This window comes from Micromonospora sp. C28SCA-DRY-2 (assembly GCF_030519475.1).
Lineage (GTDB): Bacteria > Actinomycetota > Actinomycetes > Mycobacteriales > Micromonosporaceae > Micromonospora.
Genome location: NZ_JAUMKD010000001.1, coordinates 943,775 through 968,171 on the forward strand (window position 1 = coordinate 943,775; position 24,397 = coordinate 968,171).

General features: G+C 75.0%; 24 protein-coding genes. 10 read left to right on the plus strand and 14 right to left on the minus strand.

The annotated features are described in order from the left end of the window. The first annotated feature begins 3 nt into the window (after positions 1–3). Entirely contained in the window at positions 4–441 is a 438-nt protein-coding gene (locus tag Q3W71_RS04315) for a hypothetical protein (RefSeq protein ID WP_302917954.1), read from the plus strand. Between the two features lie 110 nt (positions 442–551). Continuing rightward, positions 552–2,135, plus strand: coding sequence for a D-alanyl-D-alanine carboxypeptidase/D-alanyl-D-alanine-endopeptidase (gene dacB, locus Q3W71_RS04320; RefSeq protein ID WP_302917955.1), 1,584 nt, complete (start codon positions 552–554; stop codon positions 2,133–2,135). A gap of 37 nt (positions 2,136–2,172) precedes the next feature. On the opposite strand, the gene Q3W71_RS04325 is transcribed toward dacB, so the two are convergent. The 5 genes from Q3W71_RS04325 to Q3W71_RS04345 form a co-directional block, all read right to left on the minus strand. Next, positions 2,173–2,493 carry a hypothetical protein gene (locus Q3W71_RS04325; RefSeq protein WP_302917956.1) on the minus strand — a complete coding sequence of 107 codons (321 nt, stop codon included), beginning with the start codon at positions 2,491–2,493 and terminating at the stop codon, positions 2,173–2,175. Positions 2,494–2,589: 96 nt separating this feature from the next. Next, positions 2,590–3,597 carry a hypothetical protein gene (locus Q3W71_RS04330; protein ID WP_302917957.1) on the minus strand — a complete coding sequence of 336 codons (1,008 nt, stop codon included), beginning with the start codon at positions 3,595–3,597 and terminating at the stop codon, positions 2,590–2,592. Between the two features lie 118 nt (positions 3,598–3,715). Then, positions 3,716–4,672, minus strand: a complete 957-nt coding sequence (locus tag Q3W71_RS04335) for a hypothetical protein (RefSeq protein WP_302917958.1) — start codon at positions 4,670–4,672, stop codon at positions 3,716–3,718. Positions 4,673–4,895: 223 nt separating this feature from the next. After that, on the minus strand, positions 4,896–5,345 hold the full coding sequence (locus Q3W71_RS04340; RefSeq protein WP_302917959.1) for a pyridoxamine 5'-phosphate oxidase family protein: 450 nt from the start codon (positions 5,343–5,345) through the stop codon (positions 4,896–4,898). A 45-nt stretch (positions 5,346–5,390) separates the two neighbouring features. Continuing rightward, positions 5,391–5,984 carry a pentapeptide repeat-containing protein gene (locus Q3W71_RS04345; protein WP_302917960.1) on the minus strand — a complete coding sequence of 198 codons (594 nt, stop codon included), beginning with the start codon at positions 5,982–5,984 and terminating at the stop codon, positions 5,391–5,393. An 81-nt stretch (positions 5,985–6,065) separates the two neighbouring features. Between Q3W71_RS04345 and Q3W71_RS04350 the strand changes: the two genes are divergently transcribed. Next, positions 6,066–7,298 (plus strand): serine hydrolase, encoded by a 1,233-nt coding sequence (locus tag Q3W71_RS04350; RefSeq protein WP_302917961.1) that lies wholly within the window; start codon positions 6,066–6,068, stop codon positions 7,296–7,298. A 53-nt stretch (positions 7,299–7,351) separates the two neighbouring features. Beyond that, positions 7,352–7,993: an NAD(P)-dependent oxidoreductase gene (locus Q3W71_RS04355; protein ID WP_302917962.1), complete on the plus strand. Its 642-nt coding sequence runs from the start codon at positions 7,352–7,354 to the stop codon at positions 7,991–7,993. Positions 7,994–8,027: 34 nt separating this feature from the next. Here Q3W71_RS04355 and Q3W71_RS04360 read toward each other — a convergent pair whose 3' ends face one another. Together Q3W71_RS04360 and Q3W71_RS04365 are read right to left on the minus strand one after the other, a co-directional pair. Next, positions 8,028–8,492, minus strand: a complete 465-nt coding sequence (locus Q3W71_RS04360) for a PPOX class F420-dependent oxidoreductase (protein ID WP_302917963.1) — start codon at positions 8,490–8,492, stop codon at positions 8,028–8,030. A 61-nt stretch (positions 8,493–8,553) separates the two neighbouring features. Then, entirely contained in the window at positions 8,554–9,195 is a 642-nt protein-coding gene (locus Q3W71_RS04365; protein ID WP_302917964.1) for a DUF6642 family protein, read from the minus strand. Positions 9,196–9,501: 306 nt separating this feature from the next. Here Q3W71_RS04365 and Q3W71_RS04370 point away from each other — a divergent pair, with 306 nt between their 5' ends. Then, positions 9,502–10,290: a D-Ala-D-Ala carboxypeptidase family metallohydrolase gene (locus Q3W71_RS04370; RefSeq protein ID WP_302917965.1), complete on the plus strand. Its 789-nt coding sequence runs from the start codon at positions 9,502–9,504 to the stop codon at positions 10,288–10,290. Positions 10,291–10,385: 95 nt separating this feature from the next. On the opposite strand, the gene Q3W71_RS04375 is transcribed toward Q3W71_RS04370, so the two are convergent. From Q3W71_RS04375 to Q3W71_RS04385, 3 genes are all read right to left on the minus strand, one after another. Continuing rightward, positions 10,386–10,853, minus strand: coding sequence for a hypothetical protein (locus Q3W71_RS04375; RefSeq protein WP_302917966.1), 468 nt, complete (start codon positions 10,851–10,853; stop codon positions 10,386–10,388). 177 nt (positions 10,854–11,030) lie between these two features. Then, the gene (locus Q3W71_RS04380; RefSeq protein ID WP_302918721.1) at positions 11,031–11,759 is read right to left on the minus strand and encodes a response regulator transcription factor; all 729 of its coding nucleotides are present in this window, start codon (positions 11,757–11,759) and stop codon (positions 11,031–11,033) included. Next, a complete protein-coding gene (locus tag Q3W71_RS04385) occupies positions 11,738–12,979 on the minus strand; it encodes a sensor histidine kinase (RefSeq protein ID WP_302917967.1) in 1,242 nt (413 codons plus the stop codon). Before Q3W71_RS04385 ends, Q3W71_RS04380 begins: the two co-directional genes overlap by 22 nt. A 133-nt stretch (positions 12,980–13,112) precedes the next feature. Here Q3W71_RS04385 and Q3W71_RS04390 point away from each other — a divergent pair, with 133 nt between their 5' ends. From Q3W71_RS04390 to Q3W71_RS04410, 5 genes are all read left to right on the plus strand, one after another. Next, the gene (locus Q3W71_RS04390) at positions 13,113–14,066 is read left to right on the plus strand and encodes an ABC transporter ATP-binding protein (protein ID WP_302917968.1); all 954 of its coding nucleotides are present in this window, start codon (positions 13,113–13,115) and stop codon (positions 14,064–14,066) included. Continuing rightward, the gene (locus tag Q3W71_RS04395) at positions 14,063–14,857 is read left to right on the plus strand and encodes an ABC transporter permease (protein WP_302917969.1); all 795 of its coding nucleotides are present in this window, start codon (positions 14,063–14,065) and stop codon (positions 14,855–14,857) included. The genes Q3W71_RS04390 and Q3W71_RS04395 overlap by 4 nt, the downstream gene beginning before the upstream one ends. 2 nt (positions 14,858–14,859) lie before the next feature. Then, positions 14,860–15,600 carry a hypothetical protein gene (locus Q3W71_RS04400; protein WP_302917970.1) on the plus strand — a complete coding sequence of 247 codons (741 nt, stop codon included), beginning with the start codon at positions 14,860–14,862 and terminating at the stop codon, positions 15,598–15,600. A 39-nt stretch (positions 15,601–15,639) separates the two neighbouring features. Then, a complete protein-coding gene (locus tag Q3W71_RS04405) occupies positions 15,640–16,197 on the plus strand; it encodes a heme-binding protein (RefSeq protein WP_302917971.1) in 558 nt (185 codons plus the stop codon). A gap of 111 nt (positions 16,198–16,308) precedes the next feature. Then, positions 16,309–17,757 carry an amino acid permease gene (locus Q3W71_RS04410; RefSeq protein ID WP_302917972.1) on the plus strand — a complete coding sequence of 483 codons (1,449 nt, stop codon included), beginning with the start codon at positions 16,309–16,311 and terminating at the stop codon, positions 17,755–17,757. Here the strand turns inward: Q3W71_RS04410 and Q3W71_RS04415 are convergent. The 4 genes from Q3W71_RS04415 to Q3W71_RS04430 all read right to left on the minus strand — a co-directional run bounded on the left by Q3W71_RS04415 (position 17,694) and on the right by Q3W71_RS04430 (position 24,300). Then, complete coding sequence (locus Q3W71_RS04415) at positions 17,694–18,710, minus strand: hypothetical protein (protein WP_302917973.1); 1,017 nt, start codon at positions 18,708–18,710, stop codon at positions 17,694–17,696. The genes Q3W71_RS04410 and Q3W71_RS04415 overlap by 64 nt on opposite strands. A gap of 97 nt (positions 18,711–18,807) precedes the next feature. Then, positions 18,808–20,937 carry a hypothetical protein gene (locus Q3W71_RS04420; protein ID WP_302917974.1) on the minus strand — a complete coding sequence of 710 codons (2,130 nt, stop codon included), beginning with the start codon at positions 20,935–20,937 and terminating at the stop codon, positions 18,808–18,810. A 184-nt stretch (positions 20,938–21,121) separates the two neighbouring features. After that, positions 21,122–23,563 (minus strand): ABC transporter permease, encoded by a 2,442-nt coding sequence (locus Q3W71_RS04425; protein WP_302917975.1) that lies wholly within the window; start codon positions 23,561–23,563, stop codon positions 21,122–21,124. Beyond that, positions 23,557–24,300: an ABC transporter ATP-binding protein gene (locus Q3W71_RS04430; protein ID WP_302917976.1), complete on the minus strand. Its 744-nt coding sequence runs from the start codon at positions 24,298–24,300 to the stop codon at positions 23,557–23,559. The genes Q3W71_RS04425 and Q3W71_RS04430 overlap by 7 nt, the downstream gene beginning before the upstream one ends. Between the last annotated feature and the right edge of the window lie 97 nt (positions 24,301–24,397).

The window sequence follows — 24,397 nt, forward strand, 5'->3', positions numbered from 1 at the left end:
GGGATGGGCGGACGGGTCGGATGGCGGGTCCTGGTGCCGGCGGTGGCGCTGGTGCTGCTGGCGACCGGGTGCGAGGGCGTGGGCGTGGCCGACGCGCCGGCCGAGGGCCGGGCGTCGTACCAGGCGTGGGGGCTCAACGAGGCGTCCAGCGACCTCGCCGGCGAGGACCGGACGGTGGTGCTCAACGGCGACCTGGAGCGGGACAGCGCCGCGTTCTTCACCGTGGACGGGCGCTGGGACGCCGCCGGGTTCGTGCTGGACGACGCCTCCGCCGAGCAGGTACGCGGCCTGGCCGGGCGGCTGCCCGAGCGGACCGGCGACCCGGCGTGCCACCGGCTGGTACTGGTGAGCGACGGGCTGGTGGACCGGGCGGTCGCCGTCCTCGCCCCGGACGAGCAACCGCCGGACGGGCCGGTCACCGCCCGCCGGCTGGACGGCTGACCGCAGCGCCGGCCCGGGTGCCGGGCGCTCCCGCCGCGCCGCGGCAGATCGGCAATTTCTTTTCGGCCCGGAGACTTTTCCGGCAGATATCTCCATGACAGCATCGACGCATGCATCGACGTCTCTTCCCCCGGACGCTCGCGCTGGTCGCGCTGGTCGCCGCGGCGGCCTCCGCCGGCGCTCCCACCGCCACCGCCGAATCGCCGACCCCGGCGGCGACCCGCCTGAACGCCACCATCGACGCGATCCTGGCCGACTCCCGGCTCGCCGGGGCGCAGGCCTCGGTGGTGGTGGTCGACGCCGCCAGTGGGGAGACCGTCTACAACCGCAACGGCGACCGCCGGCTGATCCCCGCCTCCAACACCAAGCTGCTCACCTCGGCCGCCGCCCTGGAGCTGCTCGGCACCGGGCACCGGTTCCGCACCGACGTGCTGACCAGCGGCACCCGCCGGGCCGGCGTGCTCTCCGGCAACCTGCACCTGCGCGGCGGCGGCGACCCGACAATGCTCGCCGCCGACTACGACGCGCTGGCCGCCCAGGTCGCGGCCGCCGGCGTGCGGCTGGTCACCGGCAACCTGGTGGCCGACGACACCCGCTACGACCGCACCCGGCTGGGCCCGGACTGGACCTGGGACGACGAGCCGTACTACTACGCCGCGCAGGTGTCCGCGCTGACCGTGGCGCCGGACACCGACTACGACGCCGGCACGGTGATCGTGCACGCGGCGCCGGGGGCCGCCGCCGGCGACCGGCCGGTGCTGACCACGACCCCGAAGACCGGCTACCTCCGGTTCGACAACCGGGCCGAGACGGTGGCCGACGGCGAGACCTCGATCTCCTTCGAGCGCGAGCACGGCAGCAACACCGTCGTGGTCACCGGCCAGATCGCCGTCGGCGACGAGCCGGCGAGCGACTGGGTGACCGTCTGGGAGCCGACCGGGTACGCCGCCGACGTGTTCCGCGCGGCGCTGCGCAAGCACGGCGTACGGGTGCTCGGCCGGACCGTCCTGGGACAGGCCACCCCGGAGTCGGCCGCCACCGTGGCCCGGCACGACTCGATGACGCTGGCCGAGTTGATGGTGCCCTTCCTCAAGCTCTCCAACAACGGCCACGCCGAGGTGCTGACCAAGGAGATCGGGCGGATGCGCTCCGGCACCGGCACCTGGTCGGCCGGGCTCGCCGCGATCACCGGGTACGTCGCCGACGCCGGGATGGACACCGGCACGCTGCGCCAGCGGGACGGCTCCGGGCTGTCGCGGCGGAACCTGGTGCCGGCCGACGAGTTCGTCCGGCTGCTCGCCGCGGTCCGCGTCGAACCCTGGTTCGACGCCTGGTACGCGGCGCTGCCGATCGCCGGCGAGCCCGAGCGGTTCGTCGGCGGCACCCTGCGCAGCCGGATGCGCGGCACCCCGGCGGCCGGCAACGTGCACGCCAAGACCGGCAGCCTGACCGGCGTCTCCGGCCTCTCCGGCTACGTCACCGACGCCGACGGCCGGGTGCTGGCCTTCTCGGTCCTGCTGAACAACTACCTCGCCTCGTCGGTGAAGGGGCTGGAGGACCAGATCGCCATCGCGCTGGCCACGTACCGCGCGGAGGGCGTGAGCGCGGCGCGGGTGGCGCCGCCGGCGGCCCCCGACGCACCCCGGGCGCCCGAGGGCCGGGAGTGTTCCTGGGTCAAGCCGATCGTCTGCTGACACCGGTGCGGGCCCCGGGCTCGGGGCCCGCACCGGCTCAGGCGCCCGGCCGGCGCGGCGGCGGCACCGCGGCGGTCGGGTCGCCCCGCTCGATCAGCGCGGCGATGTCGGCGGGGTGCAGGCCGCGCAGCGCCAGCACGCGGGTGCCCCACCGGTGCAGCCGGCACGGGTGCGGGCTGGCGTCGTTGCGGCAGACCGTCCCGCCCGACCAGTGCCGCGGCGCGTGCACCACCACCGCCCGCACCGCGAACTGGGCGTCCTCCCCGGTCACGTAGGGCGGCAGGGGGATCTCCCGGAGCACCTCCCCGGCCGGTTCCCGCGCGGCGGTCGGTCGGGCGGTACGGGCGGCGCTGCTCATCGGTGCACTCTCCACAGAGGATCGTCGGACCGGACAGCAGAAAGCTACGACGCCCCGGACGCCGCGCGACGGACAAACTGTCCCGACCGGCCCGACTCAGCGACCGCACGCCGGGCAGGCGCGGCGGGCGCGCCGGTGGTAGTCGACGGCCGCCACCCCGAGGCCCCAGCCCCACACCCAGTACGCCGGCTCGGCCACCCAGAAGAACGCCAGCGGGTAGCGGCCGTCGCCCGGGTCGAAGGTGCCGGTGACGGTCTCCACGGTGAGCTGGGCCAGGCCGATGCCGAAGTAGCCGACCAGGCCGACGGCGAACACGGCCGCCGGCACGAGCGGCAGCAGGCGCGGCACCCGCCGGCCGGCCAGCAGCGGCACCCAGCGGGGCCAGACCTGCCCCCAGCCGTACACCAGGGCCAGCGGCAGCAGCACCCCGGCCAGCAGGAAGCCGACCTCGAAGGCCACCATCGAGGCGCCCTGGCTCAGCGGCACCTCGTCGAAACCGACCCACACCTGCGCGGCCAGCCGCAGCAGGCAGCCGGCGACGGCCGCCCACGCCGCCACCCGGGCCCAACCCGGCACCACGGCGGGGCCGGTGGCGCGGGGCCGGCCGGTGCGCCCGCAGCGCCGGCAGTCGCCGCGCCGCCGGCGCCGGTGGTCGACCAGCGCCGCGGCGAGCAGCGCCACCCCGGCCAGGCAGCCGAGCCGGCTGGCGAACGCCCCCGGGTGGAACGCCGCGCCCGGGTCGAGGATGAGCAACCCGACCAGGTCGAGCAGGAGCAGGGCGCAGGAGAGCAGCAGCGCCGCGCAGACCGCCCAGCCGGCCGCGACCAGCGCGGGACGCCAGGCGCGGGCGCGGTTCAGCGCCACGCCGAGCAGCGCCGTGGCGGCACAGAGCACCACCGCCCACCACCCGGTGAACACCATCAGGTCGGTGCCGAGCGGCGGGAACGCGGGAGCGCCGGCGACCGCCCACCACAGGCGCAGCGCGCCGTAGGCCAGCGCCCAGCCGAACACGGCGCACGGCAGGGTCGGGCGACGGGCCACGGCCGGCGGGGCGGGTGGGGCGTGCGGGGCGTGCGGAGCCGGCGGGGGCAGGGTGCGGGTCATGCCGTTCACCCTGCCCGGCCGCCGACCGGCGCCCCTCCCGCTCGGGGGTGGAGCGACTCCCCCGCCGGGGGGAACCGGCGGTCGCGGGGCACAGCCGGGCGGCGGGCCGCACCGACGGTCAGCGCAGCGCGAGCGCCTGGAGGCTCACGCTGCCGCACTCCCCGGTGAACACCTCCTCGGTCACCCAGTTCAGCAGCAGCCGGGTCCCCTTCGGGGCCTGGAAGCGGATGGTGAACTCGGCGGACCGGAGGGTGTGCGGGTCCTCCATCCGCAACGTCCGGCTCAGGCCGCCGGTGGAGAGCCGGACCTCGAGCCGGCCCCGGGCCATCCAGACCCCGGCGTACAGCCGCACCGTGCGTGCCTCGCCGGCGCCGGCCACGGCCAGCGCGAACCCGCTGCCGGACCCGCAGGTGTAGACCCCGGTCGGGGTGCCGTCCGCCGTACCCACCGGCGCGCCGTCACGCCAGCTGAACGTCTCCTGGTTGGCGTCCCAGCCGCCCCGGACGCCCCGGCCGCCGGCGTCGACCAGTTCGCCGGAGCCGCCGCGCTTGCGCACCGTCGAGTCGCCGCCGCGCAGTCCCCAGTGGATCCAGTCGCGCGGGCCCGACGCGGTCAGGTCCACCCGGGCGGGCACGTCCCGCTGCTCCACGCTGAGCGTGGGGCGCACCGGCGGACCGGAGGTCGCCGACCCGGACGGGGTCGGGCTCGGTGGGCGTTGGCGCGGCTGCAACCCCGGCGAGGCCGGCCCGGTGGCCGGGTAGCGCAGTTCGGCGCCGGGGAACACGCTGGGCCGGCCGATCCCGGCCGGCAGACCGTCCGGGCGGTCGCCCCGCTCCCCCGGCGGATCCGGCTGGACGGCCAGGTACGACACCAGGGCGGCCAGGCAGGCGACGGCGGTCAACCCCTCCAGGACCCAGCGGCGGCGCTGCCGGAACCGGGCCAGCCCGCCCAGCACCTCGCGGGCGCGGGCCGGCAACGGCAGGGTCGAGCGGTGCCGGGCCGGTGTGCCGGACGCGCGGTGGCTGGCCGGTCCGGTCGCACCGGCGCGCGCTCGGGTGAGGTCTTCCTCGGCCACCGACCCTCCACTCCCCCACCGGCCGGGCCCGGCCCCGGTGGCACCCGCCGCCCGCGCCGAGCCGTCTCACGTTCGCACCGGCTCGACCGCTTCGCAATGTGGACGGTCGGCGTACCCGGTTCGTCACCGGAAGGTAGCGGATGCGCCGGAATCCGGGAATCCCGGTCCGGGCACGGCGTAGCCGGCGTCGGATCCGGCGCGCGGCGCGACCGGGGGGTGGTCTTCAGCGCCGCTCGCGCCGGCGCAGCCCGCGGCCCGGATGCCAGCTCTCGATGACCAGGTGGTCGGCCGGGTCACCGACCCGGGTCAGCACCACCTCGGTCAGCTCGATCCGGAACCGGTGCGAGCCGTCCTCGCCCGCCGGCTCCTCGTGGGCGATGCCGGCGATCTTCGCGTCGCCGCCCCAGGCCCGCGGGTCGTCCTCGGGGGCGTCCTCGGTCGGGCAGTGCAGCGCGACCCGGGGGTCCCGGCGCAGGTCGAGGGCCTTGAGGGCACCGGCCATGCTGCCCAGCCGCAGGTGCTCGGGGTCGAAGTCGAACTCGGTGCCGCTGATCCGCGGCGAGCCGTCGCGGCGCAGCGTCGCCATCGTGCCGTGCTTGCGCACCGTGAAGCGGGCGCGCACCCGTGCGGCGAACTCGGGTTGCTCATCTACCAGGTCGGACCACCATGCCATGCCACCCACCCTGGCAGGAAAACCTGACAACCGGCGTCGGCTTTTTCAGCGGATCTCGAAACCGAGCGCCTGGGCGATCACCACTGTCTGCTCGGCGTCGATGATCGCTCCGGCCCGCTCCACCACCAGCGGGTCGAGCGCGGTCAGGTCGCTGCCCCGCAGGTCGGCGCCGGAGAGCCGGGAGCTGTGCAGCTGGGCGGCGGAGAGGTCGACGCCGGTGACGGTGGCGCCGGTCAGGTTGGCCCCGGTCAGGTCGACCTCCCGCATCCGCACGTCGGTGATCCGGACCCCGCGCAGGTCGGCCCCGGGCAGCGCGACGAACGACCAGTCACCGCCGCTGATCGTCATCGGGCGCAGGTCGCACTGGGCGAAGGTGCTGCCGACCAGCTTGCAGCCGGTGAACTCGGCCTCGAAGAGGTTGCACCGGGCGAAGCCGCACCGGGTGAAGGCCGAGTCGGTGTGCCGGGAGGCGTTGAACTTGACGTTGCCGAAGGTGCACCCGTCGAAGACCGCGCCCCGGCTGACCGCCTCGGTCAGGTCGACGTGGAAGAACGAGCAGCGGACGAAGTGCCGGTCGACCAGCTCCTCGCCGTACCAGTCCTCGTTGCGGAAGGTCTCGTCCTCGGTCAGCTCGGGCATCGGGCCAGGCTACCGACGGCCACCGACATGTGTCGTCGTCGGCCCTTCCGGCCGGGGGTACCGCCGAGTAGGTTCGGCGGCGTGAGTGTGGCACGCAGCATCGACCCGGATCAGATCGGCTTCGACCCGGCGCGGCTGGCGCGGATCGACGAGCACTTCGGCAGGTACGTCGACGCCGGGCGGCTGGCCGGCTGGCAGGTGGTGGTCACCCGCCGCGGCGAGGTGGCGCACGCCTCGACGTACGGGCTGCGGGACGTGGAGGCCGGCCGGCCGGTGGAGCCGGACACGCTGTGGCGGATCTACTCGATGACCAAGCCGGTCACCTCGGTCGCCGCGATGATGCTCTGGGAGGAGGGCCGCTTCGAGCTGACCGACGAGATCAGCCGGTGGCTGCCCGAGTTCGCCGACCTGCGGGTCTACTCGAAGGGCTCGACGCTCAAGCCGTACACGGTGCCGGCGATCGAGCCGATCCGGGTCTGGCACCTGCTCACCCACACCGCCGGCCTGACCTACGGCTTCATGCAGACCTCGGTGGTCGACGGCCTCTACCGGGCCGCCGGCTACGACCTCTACCCGCCGGCCGACGTCGACCTGGCCACCGCCTGCCGGGCCTTCGGCGAGCTGCCGCTGCTGTTCCAGCCCGGCAGCGCGTGGGGCTACTCGGTCGCCACCGACGTGCTCGGCCGGCTGGTCGAGGTGGTCTCCGGGCAGAGCCTGGACGCCTTCTTCGCCGACCGGATCCTCCGCCCGCTCGGCATGACCGACACCCACTGGTGGGCCGACGGCGACGCCGCCGACCGGCTGGCCGCGCTCTACGCGCCCGACCCGCGCACCGGCCGCGCGTTCCGCTACGACAAGCTCGGCGCGCTGGCGTACGAGAAGCCGGCGTTCCTCTCCGGCGGCGGTGGCCTGATCTCCAGCGCCGCCGACTACCACCGGTTCACCCAGATGCTGCTGCGCGGCGGTGAGCTGGACGGGGCCCGCCTGCTCGGCCCCCGCACCGTGCGCTTCATGACCCGCAACCACCTGCCCGGCGGGCAGGACCTGGGCACCCTGTCCACCGGCGGCTTCGCCGAGACCACCCTCGACGGGATCGGCTTCGGCCTCGGTTTCGCCGTGGTCGAGGACCCGGTCCCGAGCCGGGTGCCGAGCAGCGTCGGCGAGTACTACTGGGGCGGCGTGGCCAGCACCGCGTTCTGGGTGGACCCGGTCGAGGAGATCACCGCGCTGCTCTTCACCCAGCTGCTGCCGTCCAGCACCTACCCGCTCCGGCCGCAGCTGCGCCAACTGGTCTACTCCGCCCTGGTCGACTGACCGGGATCGGCGTTCCACCGACGGGCGACGGGACGGCTCCATAGCCTGGGACCGTGAGCAACATCGTCGTGTTCGGGGCCGGTGGCACCGCTGGCTCGCGGGTCACCGCCGAGGCGGTCAACCGGGGCCACCGGGTGGTCGCGGCGGTACGGCGCCCGGAGGCCACCTCGTACCTGCCGGCCGGGGTGCACGTGGTGACCGGCGACGCCACCAGCGAGCGGAGCGTACGGGAGTTGGCGCCGGACGCGGACGCGATGGTGGTGGCGATCGGCGGCGGCGAGCACGGGCTCTGGCTCGCCGCGGCGCGGAACCTGGTCACCACGCTGCGCGGGATGCCGGACGCGCCGCGGATCGTCCACCTGGGTGGCGGGTCCACCCTGCTCACCCCGCGCGGCACCCGCTACCTGGACGAGCCGGACTTCCCGGAGGAGTACCGCCCCTCGGCGTTGGGCCAGGCCGAGGCGCTCGACTACTACCGGTCCTCGGCCGACGGGGTGCGCTGGACGTACGTGTCACCGCCGCCGCTGGAGTTCCACCCGGGCGAGCGCACCGGGCACTACCGCACCGGCGGCGACCAGCCGGTCACCGACGACCAGGGCCGCTCGGTGCTCAGCTACGAGGACCTGGCGGTGGCGATCGTGGACGAGATCGAGAACCCGCGGCACGAGAACACCCGCTTCACCGCCGCGTACTGACCGCGGCGGGCCGCCGGGACGGGTGGGTGCGCCGTCAGTCGGCCAGGCGGGCGGGGAAGCCGCCGGTGGCGATCGGACCCCAGGCGTCGATGGTCACCCGGATCAGCGACTTGCCCTGGCGCACCATCGCCTGCCGGTACTCGTCCCAGTCCGGGTGCTCGCCGGAGACGCAGCGGAAGTACTCCACCAGCGGCTCCAGCGCCTCGGGCAGGTCGAGCACCTCGGCGGTGCCGTCGAGCTGCACCCACGGGCCGTTCCAGTCGTCGGAGAGCACGCACGCCGACACCCGCGGGTCGCGGCGGATGTTGGTGACCTTGGCCCGCTCCGGGTAGGTGGAGACCACCAGCCGGCCGGCCGGGTCCACCCCGGCGGTGACCGGCGAGGACTGCGGGCGGCCGTCGGCCCGGGTGGTCATCAGGAGGACCCGGTGCCGGGGCCGGACGAAGTCGAGCAGGCCGGCCCGGTCGACCCGGGTGTTCGTCGCGATGCTTCGTGCCACCGCTCGTTTCTACCAGGAACGGGCGGGCACGTCGCGGCCCCGCCCGGGCGGCCCGCCCGCGTCAGCCGGGCCGGACGGCGGCGCGTCCGCCGGCCGGTTGGGCCGGGACCCGCGGCCGCACGGTCGGCCGCCACGCCCGGCCGTTGGCGTAGATCACCCGGAAGCCGAGGTACGACGCCAGCGGCGCCCAGTGCGCCGAGCCCATCCGCAGTTCGGCGGCGTTGTGCCGCTGCCCGTTGGCCAGCACGTCGAGCAGCACCGTCTCGAAGGCCGCCGATTCCACCCAGTCCACCTCGCGGGTGTAGCCGCAGATCAGCGCGGCTCCGGTGACCTGGAGGAATTCGCGCAGCGCGGCGTCGGAGGCGCGGAGCACGGAACAGCTGCCGAAATACAGCCGGCGCCCCTCGCAGCGCCCGGACATCAGTTCCGCGACGTCGGCGAGTTCGACGGAGTTCCAGTCGGTCAGGCAGAGCCGGCTCGGCTCGCCGTGCGTGGCGAAGAAGCCGACCCGGTAGTCGGCGTACTGCTTGAGCAGCCAGCGGTCGAGGAAGTAGAAGAGCTCGTCGCGGGTGGCCGCGTCCCGGTGGATGAACCGGATCTTCCCGAGCCGCTCCAGCAGTTCCAGCGTGGGCAGCACCGAACCCCGCTCGTTGAGGTCCCGGTGCCACTGCCCCTCGACGCAGAAGACGCCACCGCGTGCCACGCCCACCTCCGCCTGTCCGCCGCCCGGGCTGACGTTACCGGCCCCGCCCACCCGGAGAACATCACCCTCGGTGTGGCCGATTGCGACGTCGCGTGCGGTTGCGCCGTTCCTGTGACTCGTCGGCGAGCAATGGGCGATTCACGAATGCCCCTAATTCCCAGCCGAGACTCAGGAACGGCGAATCATGAGGACATTTCTCGTTAATCGCCTCCTAACCCCCGGATCAGTGTCAGGGTGGAAATCGCGGGACGTCCCGGTCGATGTCCTGCGGGCCACCCCAATCGCACTCCTATCGGGAGGACTTCTGTGCGCGTAAACACCTTGAAGCGGGCTGTCGTCGCGTTCGCCCTGGCGTTGCCGGGTGCCGCGATCGCCACGGTGGTCGCCGCACCAGCGGCCCATGCCGACGGCTGCTACACCTGGCAACGGAACCTCTACCAGGGGCGCTCCGGCGACGACGTGCGCCAGCTCCAACTGCGCGTCGCCGGCTGGGCCGGCAACCGGGACATCGTCGAGCTCGACGGCCGGTTCGGCCCGAAGACCGCCGCCGCGGTCCGGCGCTTCCAGGCCGCGTACGGGCTGCGGGTGGACGGCGTCGCCGGCCCGCAGACGTACGCCAAGCTCTACGAGCTCCAGGACAACGACTGCACGCCCCGGCACTTCAGCTACGCCGAGATGGACGACGGCTGCGGTCGGGGCGGGTGGAGCGGGGGCCCGCTCTCGCCCGCCGAGACCCGGCAGAACGCGCTGCGCACCATGTGGAAGCTGGAGGCGTTGCGGCGCAGCACGGGTGACAAGCCGATCTACGTGAGCAGCGGCTTCCGCAGCCGCGACTGCAACCGGCAGGTCGGCGGCGCGTCGGACAGCCAGCACCTCTACGGCAACGCCGCCGACATCACCTCACGGACCAGCTCGCTCTGCCAGTTGGCCCGGGACGCCCGCAGCCGGGGCTTCAGCGGGATCTACGGTCCCGGCTACCCGGACCACGACGACCACGTGCACGTGGACTCGCGGCGGGAGAACAACCGGGACAACAGCTCGAACACCACCAGTTGGTCCGCGCCGGACTGCGGGATCGGCGCCGGCAACGACTGAGCACACGACGGCGACGCCGGCCCGGGCGGGAGGGGAATCCCGTGCCCGGGCCGGCGTCGTCCTGCCCCGGCGGGCGCTGGCGGCCGTACCTCCGCTCAGCTCGCCCGGGGCCAGCGCGGCGCGGTGGCGGGGGGAGCCACCGGCCGGCCGGAGTTCGCGGGCCGGACCGCCGGCCGCGCGCCCGGCGGGGCCACCCGGGCGGCCTGGCCGTGCAGCGGGTAGCCGGCACGCGGCGCGGCCCCGGTGCCACGCGCCGGCCCGGGACCGGTCACCGTGAACGGGAACGGCACGTGCACGAACGGGTTGCCGTGCCGGATCAGAGCGTCGATCTGCCGCTCGTTGAGCCCGTGCTCGGTCAGCACCCGCCGTCCCCAGCGGTGCAGCCGGCACGGGTACGTCGCGCCGTCGTTGCGGCACAGCGGCCCCGAGGGCCACTCCTCGGCGGTGTGCACCACCACCGCCCGCACCGCGAGCCGGACATCCTCCGGGGTCAGCGGGGCCGGGACCGGCACCTCGCCCAGTACCTGATCGATGGGATCCGTCGACTGCTCACCAACTCGCACGGTAGGCCTCCCGCGGCTTCCGGCAGCGGTGCGGCCGACCCGCCGCACCGCATCCTCGGCCAGTGGTACGGCCCCCGCCCCCCGAAAGTTCAATCCCGGCGCTCAGCACGAGCAGACACCCATCGGTGCGAAACAACTATCGGTGAGGGTTTCACCGGTGACGGTCTTCCCGGCGAGTCAGACCAGGCCGGCGTCGTGCACCAGCAGGGCCACCTGCACCCGGTTGTTCAGGTCGAGCCGGGTCAGCAGCCGGGAGACGTACGCCTTGACCGTCGCCACGCTCATGTGCAGCTCGGCGGCGATCTCGGCGTTGGTGCGCCCCTGCCCGAGCGCGACCGCGACCTCCCGCTCCCGCTCGCTGAGCCCGGCGAGCAGCCGCAGCGCCCGCTCCCGGCGCGGATCCGGCCCGGCCGCCGTGCCCGGGCCGGTGACGTGGTCGATCAGCCGGCGGGTCACCGTCGGGGAGAGGGTGGCCTCCCCCGCCGCCACCCGGAGCACCGCCCGCACGATCTCGGCCGGCGGGGTGTCCTTGAGCAGGAACCCGCTCGCCCCGGCCCGCAGCGCGCGCAGCACCTGGTCGTCGGCGTCGAAGGTGGTCAGCACCAGCACCTCCGGCGGCCGGGGCAGCGAGCGCAGCGCCTCGGTGGCGGCCAGCCCGTCGAGCCGGGGCATCCGGATGTCCATCAGCACCACGTCCGGCGCGTACGCGTCGACCGCGGCGGGCACCTCGCTGCCGTCCGCGGCCTCGCCGACCACCAGCAGGTCGGGCACCCCGCCGAGGATCATCGACAGCCCGGCCCGGACCAGCGGGTCGTCGTCGACGATCAGCACCCGCACCGGCCCGTCGGCGGCCGGCCCGGGTGCGCCCGCCGTCGCCGGCCCGGTCACGCCGGCCACGGCAGCCAGGCGGCCAGCCGGAAGTCGCCGGAGTCGTCGCGGCCGTACTCCAGCCGCCCGCCGGCCAGGTGGACCCGTTCGCTGATGCCGACCAGGCCGGTGCCGGCCCCCGGGATCTCCGGGCCGGTGATCCCGCCGACCGGCCACCGGTTGCGGATCTCCACGGTCAGCCCGTCACCCGGGGCGCCGGCCACGTCGACGGTCACCGCCGCGCCGGCGGCGTGCTTGCGGGCGTTGGTCAGCCCCTCCTGCACGATCCGGTAGACGCTGCGGCCGACCGCGGCCGGCAGCCGCTCGGCCGCACCGACCAGGTCGCGCACGCTGACCCGTACCCCTGCCGTCCGGGACTCCTCGATCAACGCGGGCAGATCCTCCAGGGTGGGTTGCGGGCGCTCCGGGGCCTGCCCGGCGCCGGTCTCGGCGCGGAGCACCCCGATCACCTCGCGCAGGTCCTGCAGGGCGGCGTGCGCGCTGCCCCGGATCACCCCGGCCGCCCGCGCGACCTCCTCCGGCGGGGCGTCCGGACGGAACTCCAGCGCCCCGGCGTGCAGGCTGAGCAGCGAGATCCGGTGCGCCAGCACGTCGTGCATCTCGCGGGCGATCCGGGTGCGCTCCAGCTGTCGCGCCTGCGCCACCCGCAACTGCTGCTCCGCCTCGGCCCGCTCGGCGCGCTCCCGCAGCGACACCACCAGCTGCCGGCGGGCCCGGACGAACATCCCCCAGGCCAGCACCGCGACCAGGACCAGCACCGTCCAGATCATCGCCGGCCAGAAGCCCATGGCGGGATCGGGACGCAGCTGGTAGTAGCCGAACGCGGTCAGCAGGTGCACGCCGGTCACCCCGGCCGCCAGCGGGATGGGCCGGTGCACGGTGAGGGTGAAGATGATGATCAGCAGCGCGCCCGAGGCGGTGACGGAGAACGCGGAGAGCGGCAACGTGGCCACCGCCAGGCCCACCGGCCAGCGCCGGCGTACCCAGAGCGCGGCCGCCGCGGCCAGGCCGCAGACGACGTCGACCTCCTCCAGCCAGGTGGGGCCGGTGTTCAGCGCGAACTGCGGGTCGGGCGAGGCCGCGTCGGCGGCCGAGAGCAACACCCAGACCAGGGCGATCAGGAAGCAGACACTGTCGATGATCCAGTCGCGGGTGGTCCGCCGGGCCCGCCCGGCCGCCTCGGTCAACGCGCCCGGCAGCAGCCAGGGGTGGTCGGGTGCGGCGGCGGTGCTGGTCACCTGGCCATGCTAGGCAGCCGCGCCGAGCCGCGACCAGCTACCAAAGTCGAGACCTCGACCTCGACCAAGGTAGCCGCGGGGCGAGACCGCCGGCCGCTGCGGGTGACCGACCGGCTCCGGCAGGGTCGTCGGCATGATCACCGTCGAACACCTCACCAAGCGGTACGGGCGGCACACCGCCGTCGACGACGTGTCGTTCCGCTGCGAGCCGGGCACCGTCACCGGCTTCCTCGGCCCGAACGGGGCCGGCAAGTCCACCACGATGCGGATGATCTGCGGCCTCACCCCGCCGACCGCCGGCAGCAGCACCGTCAGCGGGCGGCCCTACCGGCAGCTGCCCAACCCGGGCCGCGAGGTGGGGGTGCTGCTGGACGCCTCGGCCCAGCACGCCGGGCGGACCGGCCGGGAGGCGCTGAGCGTCGCCGCCCAGGTGATGGGCGTGGACCGCCGCGAGGTGGCCGCCAAGCTCGACCTGGTCGGGCTGGACGGGACCGCCGCGAAGCGCCGGGTGCGGGCGTACTCGCTGGGCATGCGGCAGCGGCTCGGCCTGGCGCACGCGCTGCTCGGCGATCCTCGGGTGCTCATCCTCGACGAGCCGGCCAACGGCCTGGACCCGGAGGGCATCTTCTGGATGCGCGGCCTGCTGCGCGACTTCGCCGACCGGGGCGGCACGGTGCTGCTCTCCTCGCACCTGCTGCGCGAGGTCGAGGCGGTGGCCGACCGGCTGGTGGTGATCGGCGGCGGCCGGATCGTGGCCCAGGGCGACAAGGCCGAACTGCTGGCCGGCGCCGGCACCCGGGTACGCGCCCGGGACCCGCAGGCCCTGCGCCGGGCGCTGGACGCGGCCGGCCTCGACGTGACCGGTGGCACCGACGGGGGGCTGCTGGTGCACGCCGAGGCCGAGGCCGTCGGCCAGGCCGCCGCCGACGCCGGTGTCGCGCTCACCGAACTGCGCCCCGCCGACGGCGGCGGCCTGGAGCAACTCTTCCTCACCCTCACCGCCGGCGAGGCCAACGGCGCCGGCACGCACTCCGGTGCCGGCGACAGCCGCACCACCGGCCAGCCGACCCGGGAGATCGTCCGATGACCACCAGCACCGTCGCCACCGCGCCCGCCGCCGCACCCCGGCACCACCCCGGCCTGCGCCGGCCGTCCCTGATCCGGCTCACCGGCGTGGAGCTGCGCAAGCTCGTCGACACCCGGGCCGGGTTCTGGCTGCTGGTCACCATCGGGCTGGTCGCCGCCGCCATCGTCGTCCTTCAGTTGATCTACGCCGAGGACGCCGACCAGACCTTCACCAACTTCTTCCTCCCCTCGCTGCTGCCGGTCGGCATCCTGCTGCCGGTGCTCGGCATCCTCTCGATCACCAGCGAGTGGTCGCAGCGCACCGCGCTCACCACGTACGCCCTGGTGCCCCGGCGGGAGCGGGTGATCGCCGCCAAGCTCGCCGCGGTGGTGCTGGCCGCGCTGGCGTCGGTGCTGGCCAGCCTGGCGGTGGCCGCCGCCGGCACCCTGCTCGCCGGGGCGACCGGCGGCGCGGGTACCTGGCGGATCGAGGGGTCGCTGCTGCTGAACGCGGTGGTGCTCCAGGTGACCAGCGTGCTGATGGGCGCCGGTTTCGGCCTGCTGCTGCTGAACACCCCGCTGGCCGTCGTCAGCTACCTGGTGCTGCCGACCGTCTGGTCGATCCTCGGCGAGCTGGTCCGCCCGCTGCGCGGACCGGCCGGCTGGCTGGACACCGGGCGCACCATGGAGCCGCTGCTCTCCCCGGACGTGACCGCCGGGCAGTGGGGCCGGCTCGGGGTGTCGCTGCTGGTCTGGCTGGTCGTGCCGGTGGTCGCCGGGCTGGTCCGTACGCTGCGCCGCGAGGTGTCCTGAGCATGGACGGCTACGGCGCGCCCACCCGGGTCGACGGCGGCGCGAGCGAGCTGGCGATCCTCTGGGTGGGCCTGCCGGCCGCCGGCGCCGGGGCCGGCGCCCTGCTCGCCCGGTTCGCGGGCTGGATCGCCGACCTGCCCTGGGCACCGGTGCAGCAGCTCTTCGAGGTCGTCGACCGGCTGCCCGACCCGCAGGCCGGTATCGGCGGGCTGGCCGTCGGCGCGCTGGGCGGGTTGGTGCTCGGCGCCATGGGCGCCGCGGAACGGCTGGTCGTCACCGTGGACGTCGAGCGGGTCCGGTTGGGCCGCGGCGGCGCGGAGCGGGACGTCGAGCGGCGGGCCACCCGCGCGGTCTTCGTCGACGGCAAGGATCTCGTGCTGCTCGGCGCGGACGACGAGGAGCTGGCCCGGGAGCGCTCGGACCTGTCCGCCGGGCGGCTGGCCGAGGCGTTCCGCGGGCGGGGCTGGCCGTGGACCGACGGCGACCCGCACCGGGAGGCGTACCGGCGGTGGGTGCCGGGGCTGCCGGGACTGCCAAGTGGCGCGGACGCGCTGCTGCGGGCCCGCCAGCGCGCCCTGGACAAGGAGAAGGGCGGCGAGGTCCGGGAGCTGCGCGTCGAGCTGGCCCGCCGCGGGGTGGTGGTCCGCGACGACGGCAAGCGCCAGTACTGGCGGTTGACCCGATCGGCGGTACCCGGGCCGGACCCGGCCACTTCCGGTGAGCGGGAGGTCGGCGAACGGTAGCGTTGCTGGCGACGAGTCCCTGGGCGCGGGGAGCGCACGATGACCGAGCAGCAGCCGTACCGGGTGGTGGCGCGGCAACCCGGCTTCGAGCTGCGCCGCTACCCGGCCCACCTGGTGGCCGAGATGCAGGTCGAAGGGACGTTCGAACGGGTCGCCGCCGAGGCGTTCCGGCCGCTGGCCGCGTACCTCGGCGGCGCCAACCGGCCCCGGTCGGCCGGCGCGGTCGGTCCGGTAGCGCAGCGGACCGGTCCGCAGACCATCGCGATGACGGCGCCGATCGTGCAGGAGGAGGGGGAGCGCCCGGGGAGCTGGCTGGTGCGGTTCGTGCTGCCCGCCCGGTTCACCGCGGCCACCCTGCCCGAGCCCGCGGATCCCCGGGTGCGCACGCGGGAGATCCCGGAGCAGCTCGCCGCCGCCGTCCGGTTCGCCGGGCGGTGGACGGCGCGGGAGTTCGACCGGCGGGCCACCGCGCTGGGCCGGGCGGTCACCGCCGCCGGGCTGCGCCCGACCGGCGCGGTGCGCTACGCCCGCTTCGACCCGCCGTGGAAACCGTGGTTCCTGCGCCGCAACGAGGTGGTGCTCCCGGTCGCCGAGTGAGCCGGTCGGGCACCTCGCGGGGCGCATCTCCGGATTGGAGATTCACGCCCGCGGGGTCGGGGTAACGCAGGACGCGTCCCGCGCGGGGCGGGACCGGGAAGGGGGACGACGATGACCTCCGGAAGCGGCGTCGCGGGCGGTGGCAGCGGCATCTTCCGGCGCAAGCCGGTCGAGGAGATCGCCGACACCAGCGAGGAGCAGCTGTCCCGGTCCCTCGGGCTCTGGCAGCTCACCGCGATCGGTGTCGGCGGCATCATCGGCGCTGGCATCTTCGCCCTGGCCGGCGCGGTGGCCAGCGAGACCGCCGGCCCGGCGGTGCTGGTGTCGTTCCTGATCGCCGGCCTGGCCAGCGCGGCCGCCGCGCTGTCCTACGCGGAGTTCGCCGGCATGATCCCGAAGGCCGGCTCGGCCTACACCTACGGCTACGCCGTGCTCGGCGAGGCGGTGGGCTGGTTCATCGGCTGGGACCTGCTGCTGGAGTACACGGCGATCGTGGCGGTGGTGGCCATCGGCATCTCCGGCTACTTCAGCTTCCTCGTCGGCGAGCTGGGGCTGGAGCTGCCGGCCTGGATGCTCGGCGCGCCGGGCACCGGCGACGGGCACGTGGTCGACCTCTTCGCGGTGCTGCTCTGCCTGCTGATCGCCTACCTGCTCAACCTGGGGATCAAGACCGCCGCCCGGTTCGAGACGTTCGTGGTCGGGCTGAAGGTCGCCGTGGTGCTGCTGGTGATCGTGGTCGGCTTCTTCTACGTCAAGACCGCCAACTACTCGCCGTTCTTCCCGTTCGGGGTGAGCGGGGCGTTCACCGGCGCGGCCACCGTCTTCTTCGCGGTGTTCGGCTACGACGCGATGAGCACCGCCGCCGAGGAGTCCCGGGACGCCCGCCGGCACATGCCGAAGGCGATCATCTACTCGCTGGCCATCTCGATGGTGCTGTACGTGCTGGCCACCCTGGTCCTCACCGGCATGCAGAACTACCGGGACATCGACCCGGAGAGCGGCTTCTCCTCCGCGTTCACCTCGGTGGGCCTGTCCGGGCTGGCCAGCGTCATCGCGGTGGGCGCGATCATCGGCATCCTGACGGTGATGTTCACCTTCATGCTCGGCGTGACCCGGGTGTGGTTCTCGATGAGCCGGGACGGCCTGCTGCCCGGCTGGTTCGCCAAGCTGCACCCGGTGCGCCGGGTGCCCAGCCGGGTGACCTGGATCGTCGGGGTCGGCTCGGCGTTGATCGCCGGCTTCCTGCCGATCCGCGAGGCGGCGGAGCTGACCAACATCGGCATCCTGCTCGCCTTCGTGGTGGTCTGCATCGCGGTGATCGTGCTGCGCTACCGCCGCCCCGAGGCGCCGCGCACCTTCCGGCTGCCGGGCATGCCGGTGGTGCCGGCGATCGGCGCCCTCTTCTCGGTCTGGCTGATCACCTTCCTGGCGCCGGAGACCTGGCTGCGCTTCGCGGTCTGGTTCCTGATCGGCGCACTGATCTACGCCTTCTACGGCTACCGCCGGTCGGCGCTGGCCCGGCGCGGCCCGTCGGGTCCGGCCGGGCGGTCCGGGCGGTAGCCGAGGGCGGGCGGGAAGGCCAGCAGCAGCGCCATCCCGAGGCCGGCGAGCACCCCGGACAGCGAGTACAGCACGTCGGAGTCGGCGCTGTTGATGGCGGTGTTGCCGGCCAGCGCGGTCAGCGGCGCGCCCGGGTTGAGCGGCAGCGTGCCGATGACCACGATCAGCAGCATCACGTACGGGCCGAGCAGTGCGGCCAGGGCGGCGAGGCCGTGCCACCGCCAGACCGGCCGCCCGTCCGGCCAGTCCCAGGCCAGCAGGGTGACGCCGGTCAGCAGCACCGCGCCGAGCAGCACGCCCGGCAGGAACCGCGGGCCGGGCGGCGTGACCCGCATCAGGGCGATGCCGACGGCGGCCGCCGCGCCGATCCCGACCGCCAGCCGCTGCCGGGCCGGGTGCCACCCCGGCGCCGCCGCCAGCGCGCAGCCGAGCGTCAGGGCGAGCAGCAGCAGGCTGGTGACGACCGCCGCCCGGCCCAGTTCCGGCTCCCGGTCGGTCGGTGACTCGATGCCCGCGGCGATCAGCACCGACAGGCCGGTGACGCAGGCGGTGGCGACCAGCGCCCGCCGGTCGCGGCCGCCGCGCTGCCGGCGTACGGCGAGGGCGGCGGTGCCGGCGACGGCCGCGCAGCCGGCGACGGCGAGCAGCACGCTGAACCCGGGCCCGGTGGGGTCGGCCCGGTCGACGGCCACGTCGGCGGCCAGCCACACACCGCCCAGCAGCACCGCCGGGACGGTCCACCCCCGGTTGCCGCCGCCGGCCAGCACGAGCCCCGCCACCGCCCCGACGATCGCCACGAAGCGCAGGTCACGGGCCCAGTAGGCGTTGTTGCCGGCGAGTGCCTCGGGCCACGGCCCGAGCGGCTCGGTCAGCGGTTGCAGGACGGTCATGCCGAGCGCCCAGAGCACCGCCGCGACGGCGGCGAGGAGGAGACCGGCGGGGCGTACGCGCATGGCCGCACCCTAGCCGCCGGCGACCCGACGGGCGGCCCCGGACGGCCGTGGGCCCGCACCGGAGAACCGGTGCGGGCCCACGGGTTATGGGGTGGTGCTATCGCTTGTTGCCGGTGTTGCCGACCCGGAACGTGTAGTCCGCGTCGAGGAAGGTCAGGTCGCCGGTGGGCAGGTTGGAGACCAGGACGGCGAAGTCGTCCCGGTTGCCGCTGGCGCACCTGGTCTGCAGGCCGGCGGCGGTGAACTGGTCGCCGGTGTAGCGGTAGACCCAGTTGCCCGCGCCGTCGGTGCTCTCCCCCGCCGACGTGGTACCCGGGGTCAGGTCGCAGCCGGCGACCACCTGCACTGTCCAGTTGTTGTCCTGCACGCCGGTGGTGGCGAACCACTCGCCGGCCGCCGAGGTGACGGTGGCGTCGGCGCCGTTGACCCGGACGTCGTCGACGAACCAGCCGGTGTCCAGGTAGGCGGCGTCGGTGGAGTAGCGGAACCGCACGTCGGTGGTGCCGGCCGGCAGGTCGGCGGTGAGGTGCACGTAGACCGGGTCGTCCACGAAGTACGCGCCGCCGGAGGTGCCGGTCAGGCCGTTGCCCTCGGTGTTGTTGCCGTGCGGGTCGGTGTCGGTGGTGACCACGGTGCCCGCGTCGTCGCGCACCGGCACGGTCACCCACTCGCCACCGACGAGCGCCTCGACGAAGCCGTAGTCCCAGCCCTCCTCGATGAAGTACCAGCTCCAGAAGTCCAGCGAGGTGACCGGGCCGGAGGTGGTGACGTCGAGGATGTTGTCGGACTGGCTCTCGTAGCCGGCGTACCAGTGGGTGGTGCCGGTGTGCGGGGCGATGACCGTCTCGTCGTCGCCGTCGAAGGCCAGCTCGACGGTGGGGCCGGGGTTGCGGAACCGCTCGACCGACAGGCCGAACGGCACGGCGGTGGTGTCCGGCCGGTTCTTCAGCCGCGCCCACTTGGCCTCCGGCGTGGCGCCCTGGTAGCGGCCGCGACCGGCCCAGAACACGTCGTCGGCGATGTCGATGGTCCAGGACGTGTCGGCCGGGTCACCGAAGTCGAAGGCCTTGATGTCGTAGACCGGGGAGTCCTCGTCGTCCAGGTAGACGGCGACGGACCAGTCCCGGAACAGCGCCTCGGCGCTGCGCAGGTCGGCGCCGGTGGCGGCGTTGAACGCGTCGATGGCGTTCTGCACGCCGGTCATCCCGTCGGCCTGCTCCTCGAAGATCGTCTTGATCAGCAGGTCACCGCCGGCGCCGTCGTACTGCTTGTCCGGGGTGAAGGTGCCGTCGCCGTTGCCGCCGGCCTGCTCCCAGAGGTACTGGAAGTAGGTGAAGGCGGCGCCGTAGTTGGCCAGCGTGCCGCCCCAGCGGGTCAGCGAGGTCTCCTCGTAGAAGACCTGGTGGTTGCTCAGGTGCGAGCCCCCGGCGTCCAGGCCGTTGAGGAAGATGGCGAAGTCGGCCAGGCCCTCGTCCACCCAGGACAGCTCGCCCGGGTCGCTGTAGTTGTGCAGCAGGTGCTCCAGCTCGTGGGCGACCGTGCCCTCGTACAGCTCGGGGCGGTCGTTGGCCGGGTCGGCGTCCCGCCACGGGGCGTCGTTCGGCCCGACCCGGTTGGCCCAGTCCAGGGCGTCGACCACGATGACGTTCATCCCGCTGCTGTCGATGAAGTCCGGGGCGAAGTAGCCGGCGGTGTACGAGGTGACCGCGCAGTCGTAGTAGGCCTCGTCCTGGACGTTGTAGACGACCATCACGAGCGAGTCGCTGGCCGGCTCGTCCGGGTCGGCGGCGTCCATCGGGCCGAAGTGCTCCTCGTCCACCGCGACGATCTGGTTGGCCAGCTTGTCGCCGACGTAGTCGATCTGCGCCTGGGTGAGGGCGAACTGCCCAGCGGTGGCGGTGGCGCACGGGGTGAACCCGTCGGCCGGGTTGTGGTCGAACTGCGGGTCCAGGCTGGCCACGCCGGCCGGCGCGGTGCCGTCCAGCGGGGTGCCGGCCGGGACGTAGATGTAGACCGGGGTGCCGTCGGGGGTGGTGTTGGCGTACGCCCGGGTGAAGTTCTGGTCGTAGGTGCCGCCCGCCGCGCTGTCGTTGATCGGCAGCGTGATGGTCGGCTCGCCGGGAAGATTCTCGTGGTCGTTCGCCTGTGCCGGAACGGCCACGGTGAAGGCGAGCGTGGTGACGCCCGCCGCCGCGACCGCTATCCGACTCAGTCGTCTCGTTCGCACGCGGGTTGCCTCCTGCCGGTGCTGACCGGGCGGATCGGGCCGCCCGGTCGGTGATCCAACGATTCCGATGTAACGTTTCCAGGCCCGCTGACGCTGCGGTGAAACCGCGTCTGACCTGGGCTTTCGCCTCCCAGCAGACCACTGGGGACGATCGGATGCGAAGAGCCGTCAGGTCACATCTGCGTCACGAACGGAGGTCCCCGACGGTCCGGCCGACCGACCCCCGGCGAAGCAGCCGCCAGGCCGGCACGACGCTCGCCGCGAGGGCGAGCAGCAGGCAGAGGCCGACGACGCCGCCGACCACCGACCACGGGACGACGAGGTCCACCGGCGCGCCGACCTGCTCGGCGAGGCCGGCCCGGATGCTCACCAGGCCGGCGAACGCGACAGCCCCGCCGAGCAGCGCGCCGAGCACCACCACCAGCGCCGACTCCGCGGCGACCAGCCGCAGGACCTGGCGCCGGGTCGCCCCGGCCAGCCGCACCAGCCGCAGGTCGGCGGCCCGGCCGGCGGCGGCCGCCAGCAGGGTGTTGGCCACCGCGATCCCGCCGTAGCCGGCCGTCACCGCGATCAGCAGCAGGGTGGCCAGCCAGACCAGCCGGTCCTCCGCCTGGTCCGCCTCGGCGGCCCAGGTGGCCACGTCGACCAGCCGGGCGCCGGCGGGTGGGTCGACCGGCGCCGTCAGGTACACCGCGGAGGTCAGGGCCGACGGATCGTGTGCCCGGACGGCGGCGCGGGGCAGCAGCAGGTCGCCGGGGAGCGAGTCGTCGGTCACCACGGCGACGACGCGCAGCGGCACCCGCTCCCCGTCGGCGAAGACCACCGGGAAGGGCCGGGCGGGCAGCGCCGTCGCCCCGGCCGCCGAGGCGGTGAGCACCACGGCGTCGTCGCCGCGCAGATCCGCCAGCGAGCCGGCGAGGACGGTGAGCGCCCGGTTCGCCGCGGTGAACGCCGCCGGTTCGACGCCGAGCGCGGTCAGCGGGCGGAACGCGTCCGACGGCGGGTCGGCGGCGACGAACACGGTGGTCGGCAGGACGGACGCACCGCCAGCCGCGGCGACCGCCGGGTCGGCGAGGCCGGGCGCCCGGTCGGGAAGGAGCACCCAGCCGGCGTTCACGGCGCTCATCCGGCCGGCCGCGTACACCGCGGTGGAGGTCTGCACCATCCCGGAGACCAGCACGGCGAAGGCGACGGTGAGCAGCACCGGCGCGGCGGTCGACGCGGTCCGCCGGGTGGCGGTCGCGGCGCCGGCGCGTACCAGCAGCCCGATGGCGCCGCCGCACCGCCGCACCGGCGGGTGGAGCAACCGGACGAGCGGCCCGACGAACACCGGCGCGAGCGCCGCGGCGCCGGTGACCAGCGCCATCACCGCGACCAGGGCGAACGAGGCCCCCTCCTGGGCGTCGGCGGAGGTGGCGGTGGCGAGCCCGAGGGCCGCGCCGGCGGCGACGAGCAGTGCGCCCGCCGTCGCCCGCGGCCGCCCGATCGGCCGCTGCTCCACGGCCGCCTCGCGCAGCGCCTCCAGCGGCCGTACCCGCGCGGCCCGCCGGGACGCCGCCCACACGGCCAGGAGCGCGATCACCGGCCCGGCCAGGAGCGCGGCCGCGACCGGCCAGCCGGTGTACCGGACCCGGAACGTCGCCGGCTCGAAGCCGACGTCGATCAGCAGCGGGCCCACGGCGGGGGCGAGCGCGGCCCCGGCCAGCAGCCCGACGACCGCCCCGCTGGCACCCACCACGAGAGCGTGCCGGTACAGCAGCCGACGGACCTGCCGGGGCGTGGCGCCGACGGCACGCAGCAACGCCAGTTCCCGGCGGCGCTGGGCGACGGTGTAGGCGAACGCCGCGGCGACCACGAAGACCGTGACGAAACCGGCGAGCGCGGCGGTGGCGGTGAGCACCTGCATCCCGATCCAGCGGGTCCGCGCGTCCGCCCGGGGCTCCAGCCGGCCCCGCTCGGCGCCGGTGAGGACCCGGCCGTCCGTGCCCACCACGGCACGGGCGGCGGCGGCGACCCGGTCGGGATCGGCGCCCGGTGCCAACACCAGACCGATGACGCCGACCCCGGGGGCCAGGGTGGCGGCGACCTCGTCCGCGACGTGCACGCCGGGCGCGTCGAGCAGGCCGGTGACCCGGTACGCCCGCGGCCCGCTCGCGGTCAGCAGGCTCACCGGGTCACCGGGGCGCAGGCTGAGCGCGGCGTCGACGACCACCTCCCCCGGCTGCCGGGGTGGTTCACCCGCCGTCAACCCCGGCCCGCCGAGGCGGGTGCTGGACCAGCCGTGCCCCTCGTGGGCGTCCTGCCGCTGACCGTCGGTGGCCGGCGGACGCCCGCCCACCAGCGGCTGGGCGTAGAACGTCCGGTCCGGCACGGCCGCCGCGACCCCGGGCAGCCCGGCCAACCGGGCGACGAGTTCGCTCGTCCGCGCCGACGACCAGGGCCGGCTGGGCGGGAAGGGGTCGGCCGGCGAGGACGCCTCCGGGCCGGCGACCACCACGCCGGCCCCGGCCAGCCGCTCCGGCGTCCGCGGCCGCCCGGACGCGAGCAGCAGCGTGCTCGCGAAGACCAGCGCGACACCGATCGCGACGGCCACGAACGCGCCGGCCGAGCGGCGGGCGGTCAGCACGACGGCTCCGGGGTGGCGTCCGCGATCCGGGCGGCGACGGACGCGGCGGTGAGCGGGCCGGCCAGTTCGTCGGCGAGGCGGCCGTCGGCGAGCAGCAGCACCCGGTCGGCGTACGCGGCCGCGGCGGGGTCGTGCGTCACCATGACGACGGTCTGCCCGTGCTCGTCGACCAGCGCCCGCAGCAGCCGCAGCACCTGCCGGGACGCGGCGCTGTCCAGCGCGCCGGTGGGCTCGTCGGCGAAGACCACCGCCGGCCGGGTGACGAGGGCCCGGGCGATGGCCACCCGCTGCTGCTCGCCCCCGGAGAGTTCGCTGGGCCGGTGCCGGGCCCGGTCGGCGAGCCCGACGGCGGCGAGCGCGGCGGCGACCTCCCGGTCGGCCGGCCGCCGGCCGGCCAGCCGCAGCGGCAGTTCGACGTTCTGCGCGGCGGTCAGCGAGGAGATCAGGTTGAACGCCTGGAACACGAAGCCGATCCGGTCCCGACGCAGCCGGGTCAGGTCGTCCTCGGCCAGCTCGTCGAGGCGGATCCCGTCGACGGTGACCACCCCCGCCACCGGTCGGTCCAGCCCGGCCGCGCAGTGCAGGAGCGTCGACTTGCCGGAACCGGACGGCCCCATCACCGCCGTGAACGTGCCGCCCGCGAAGCTGGTCGTCACCCCGTCCAGCGCCGTCACCCGCCGGCTGCCCGAGCCGTACACCGCCCGCAGGCCGGTCAGCGTCACCGTGTCTGTCGTCATGCGGCCACCGTGCCGGCTCGGCCGGGCCGCGCGCGTCGTGCCGGGGCCGGCACTTTCCGCCCCTTCCCCGGCCGTAGCCGGGCGCCGTCGCCGGCGC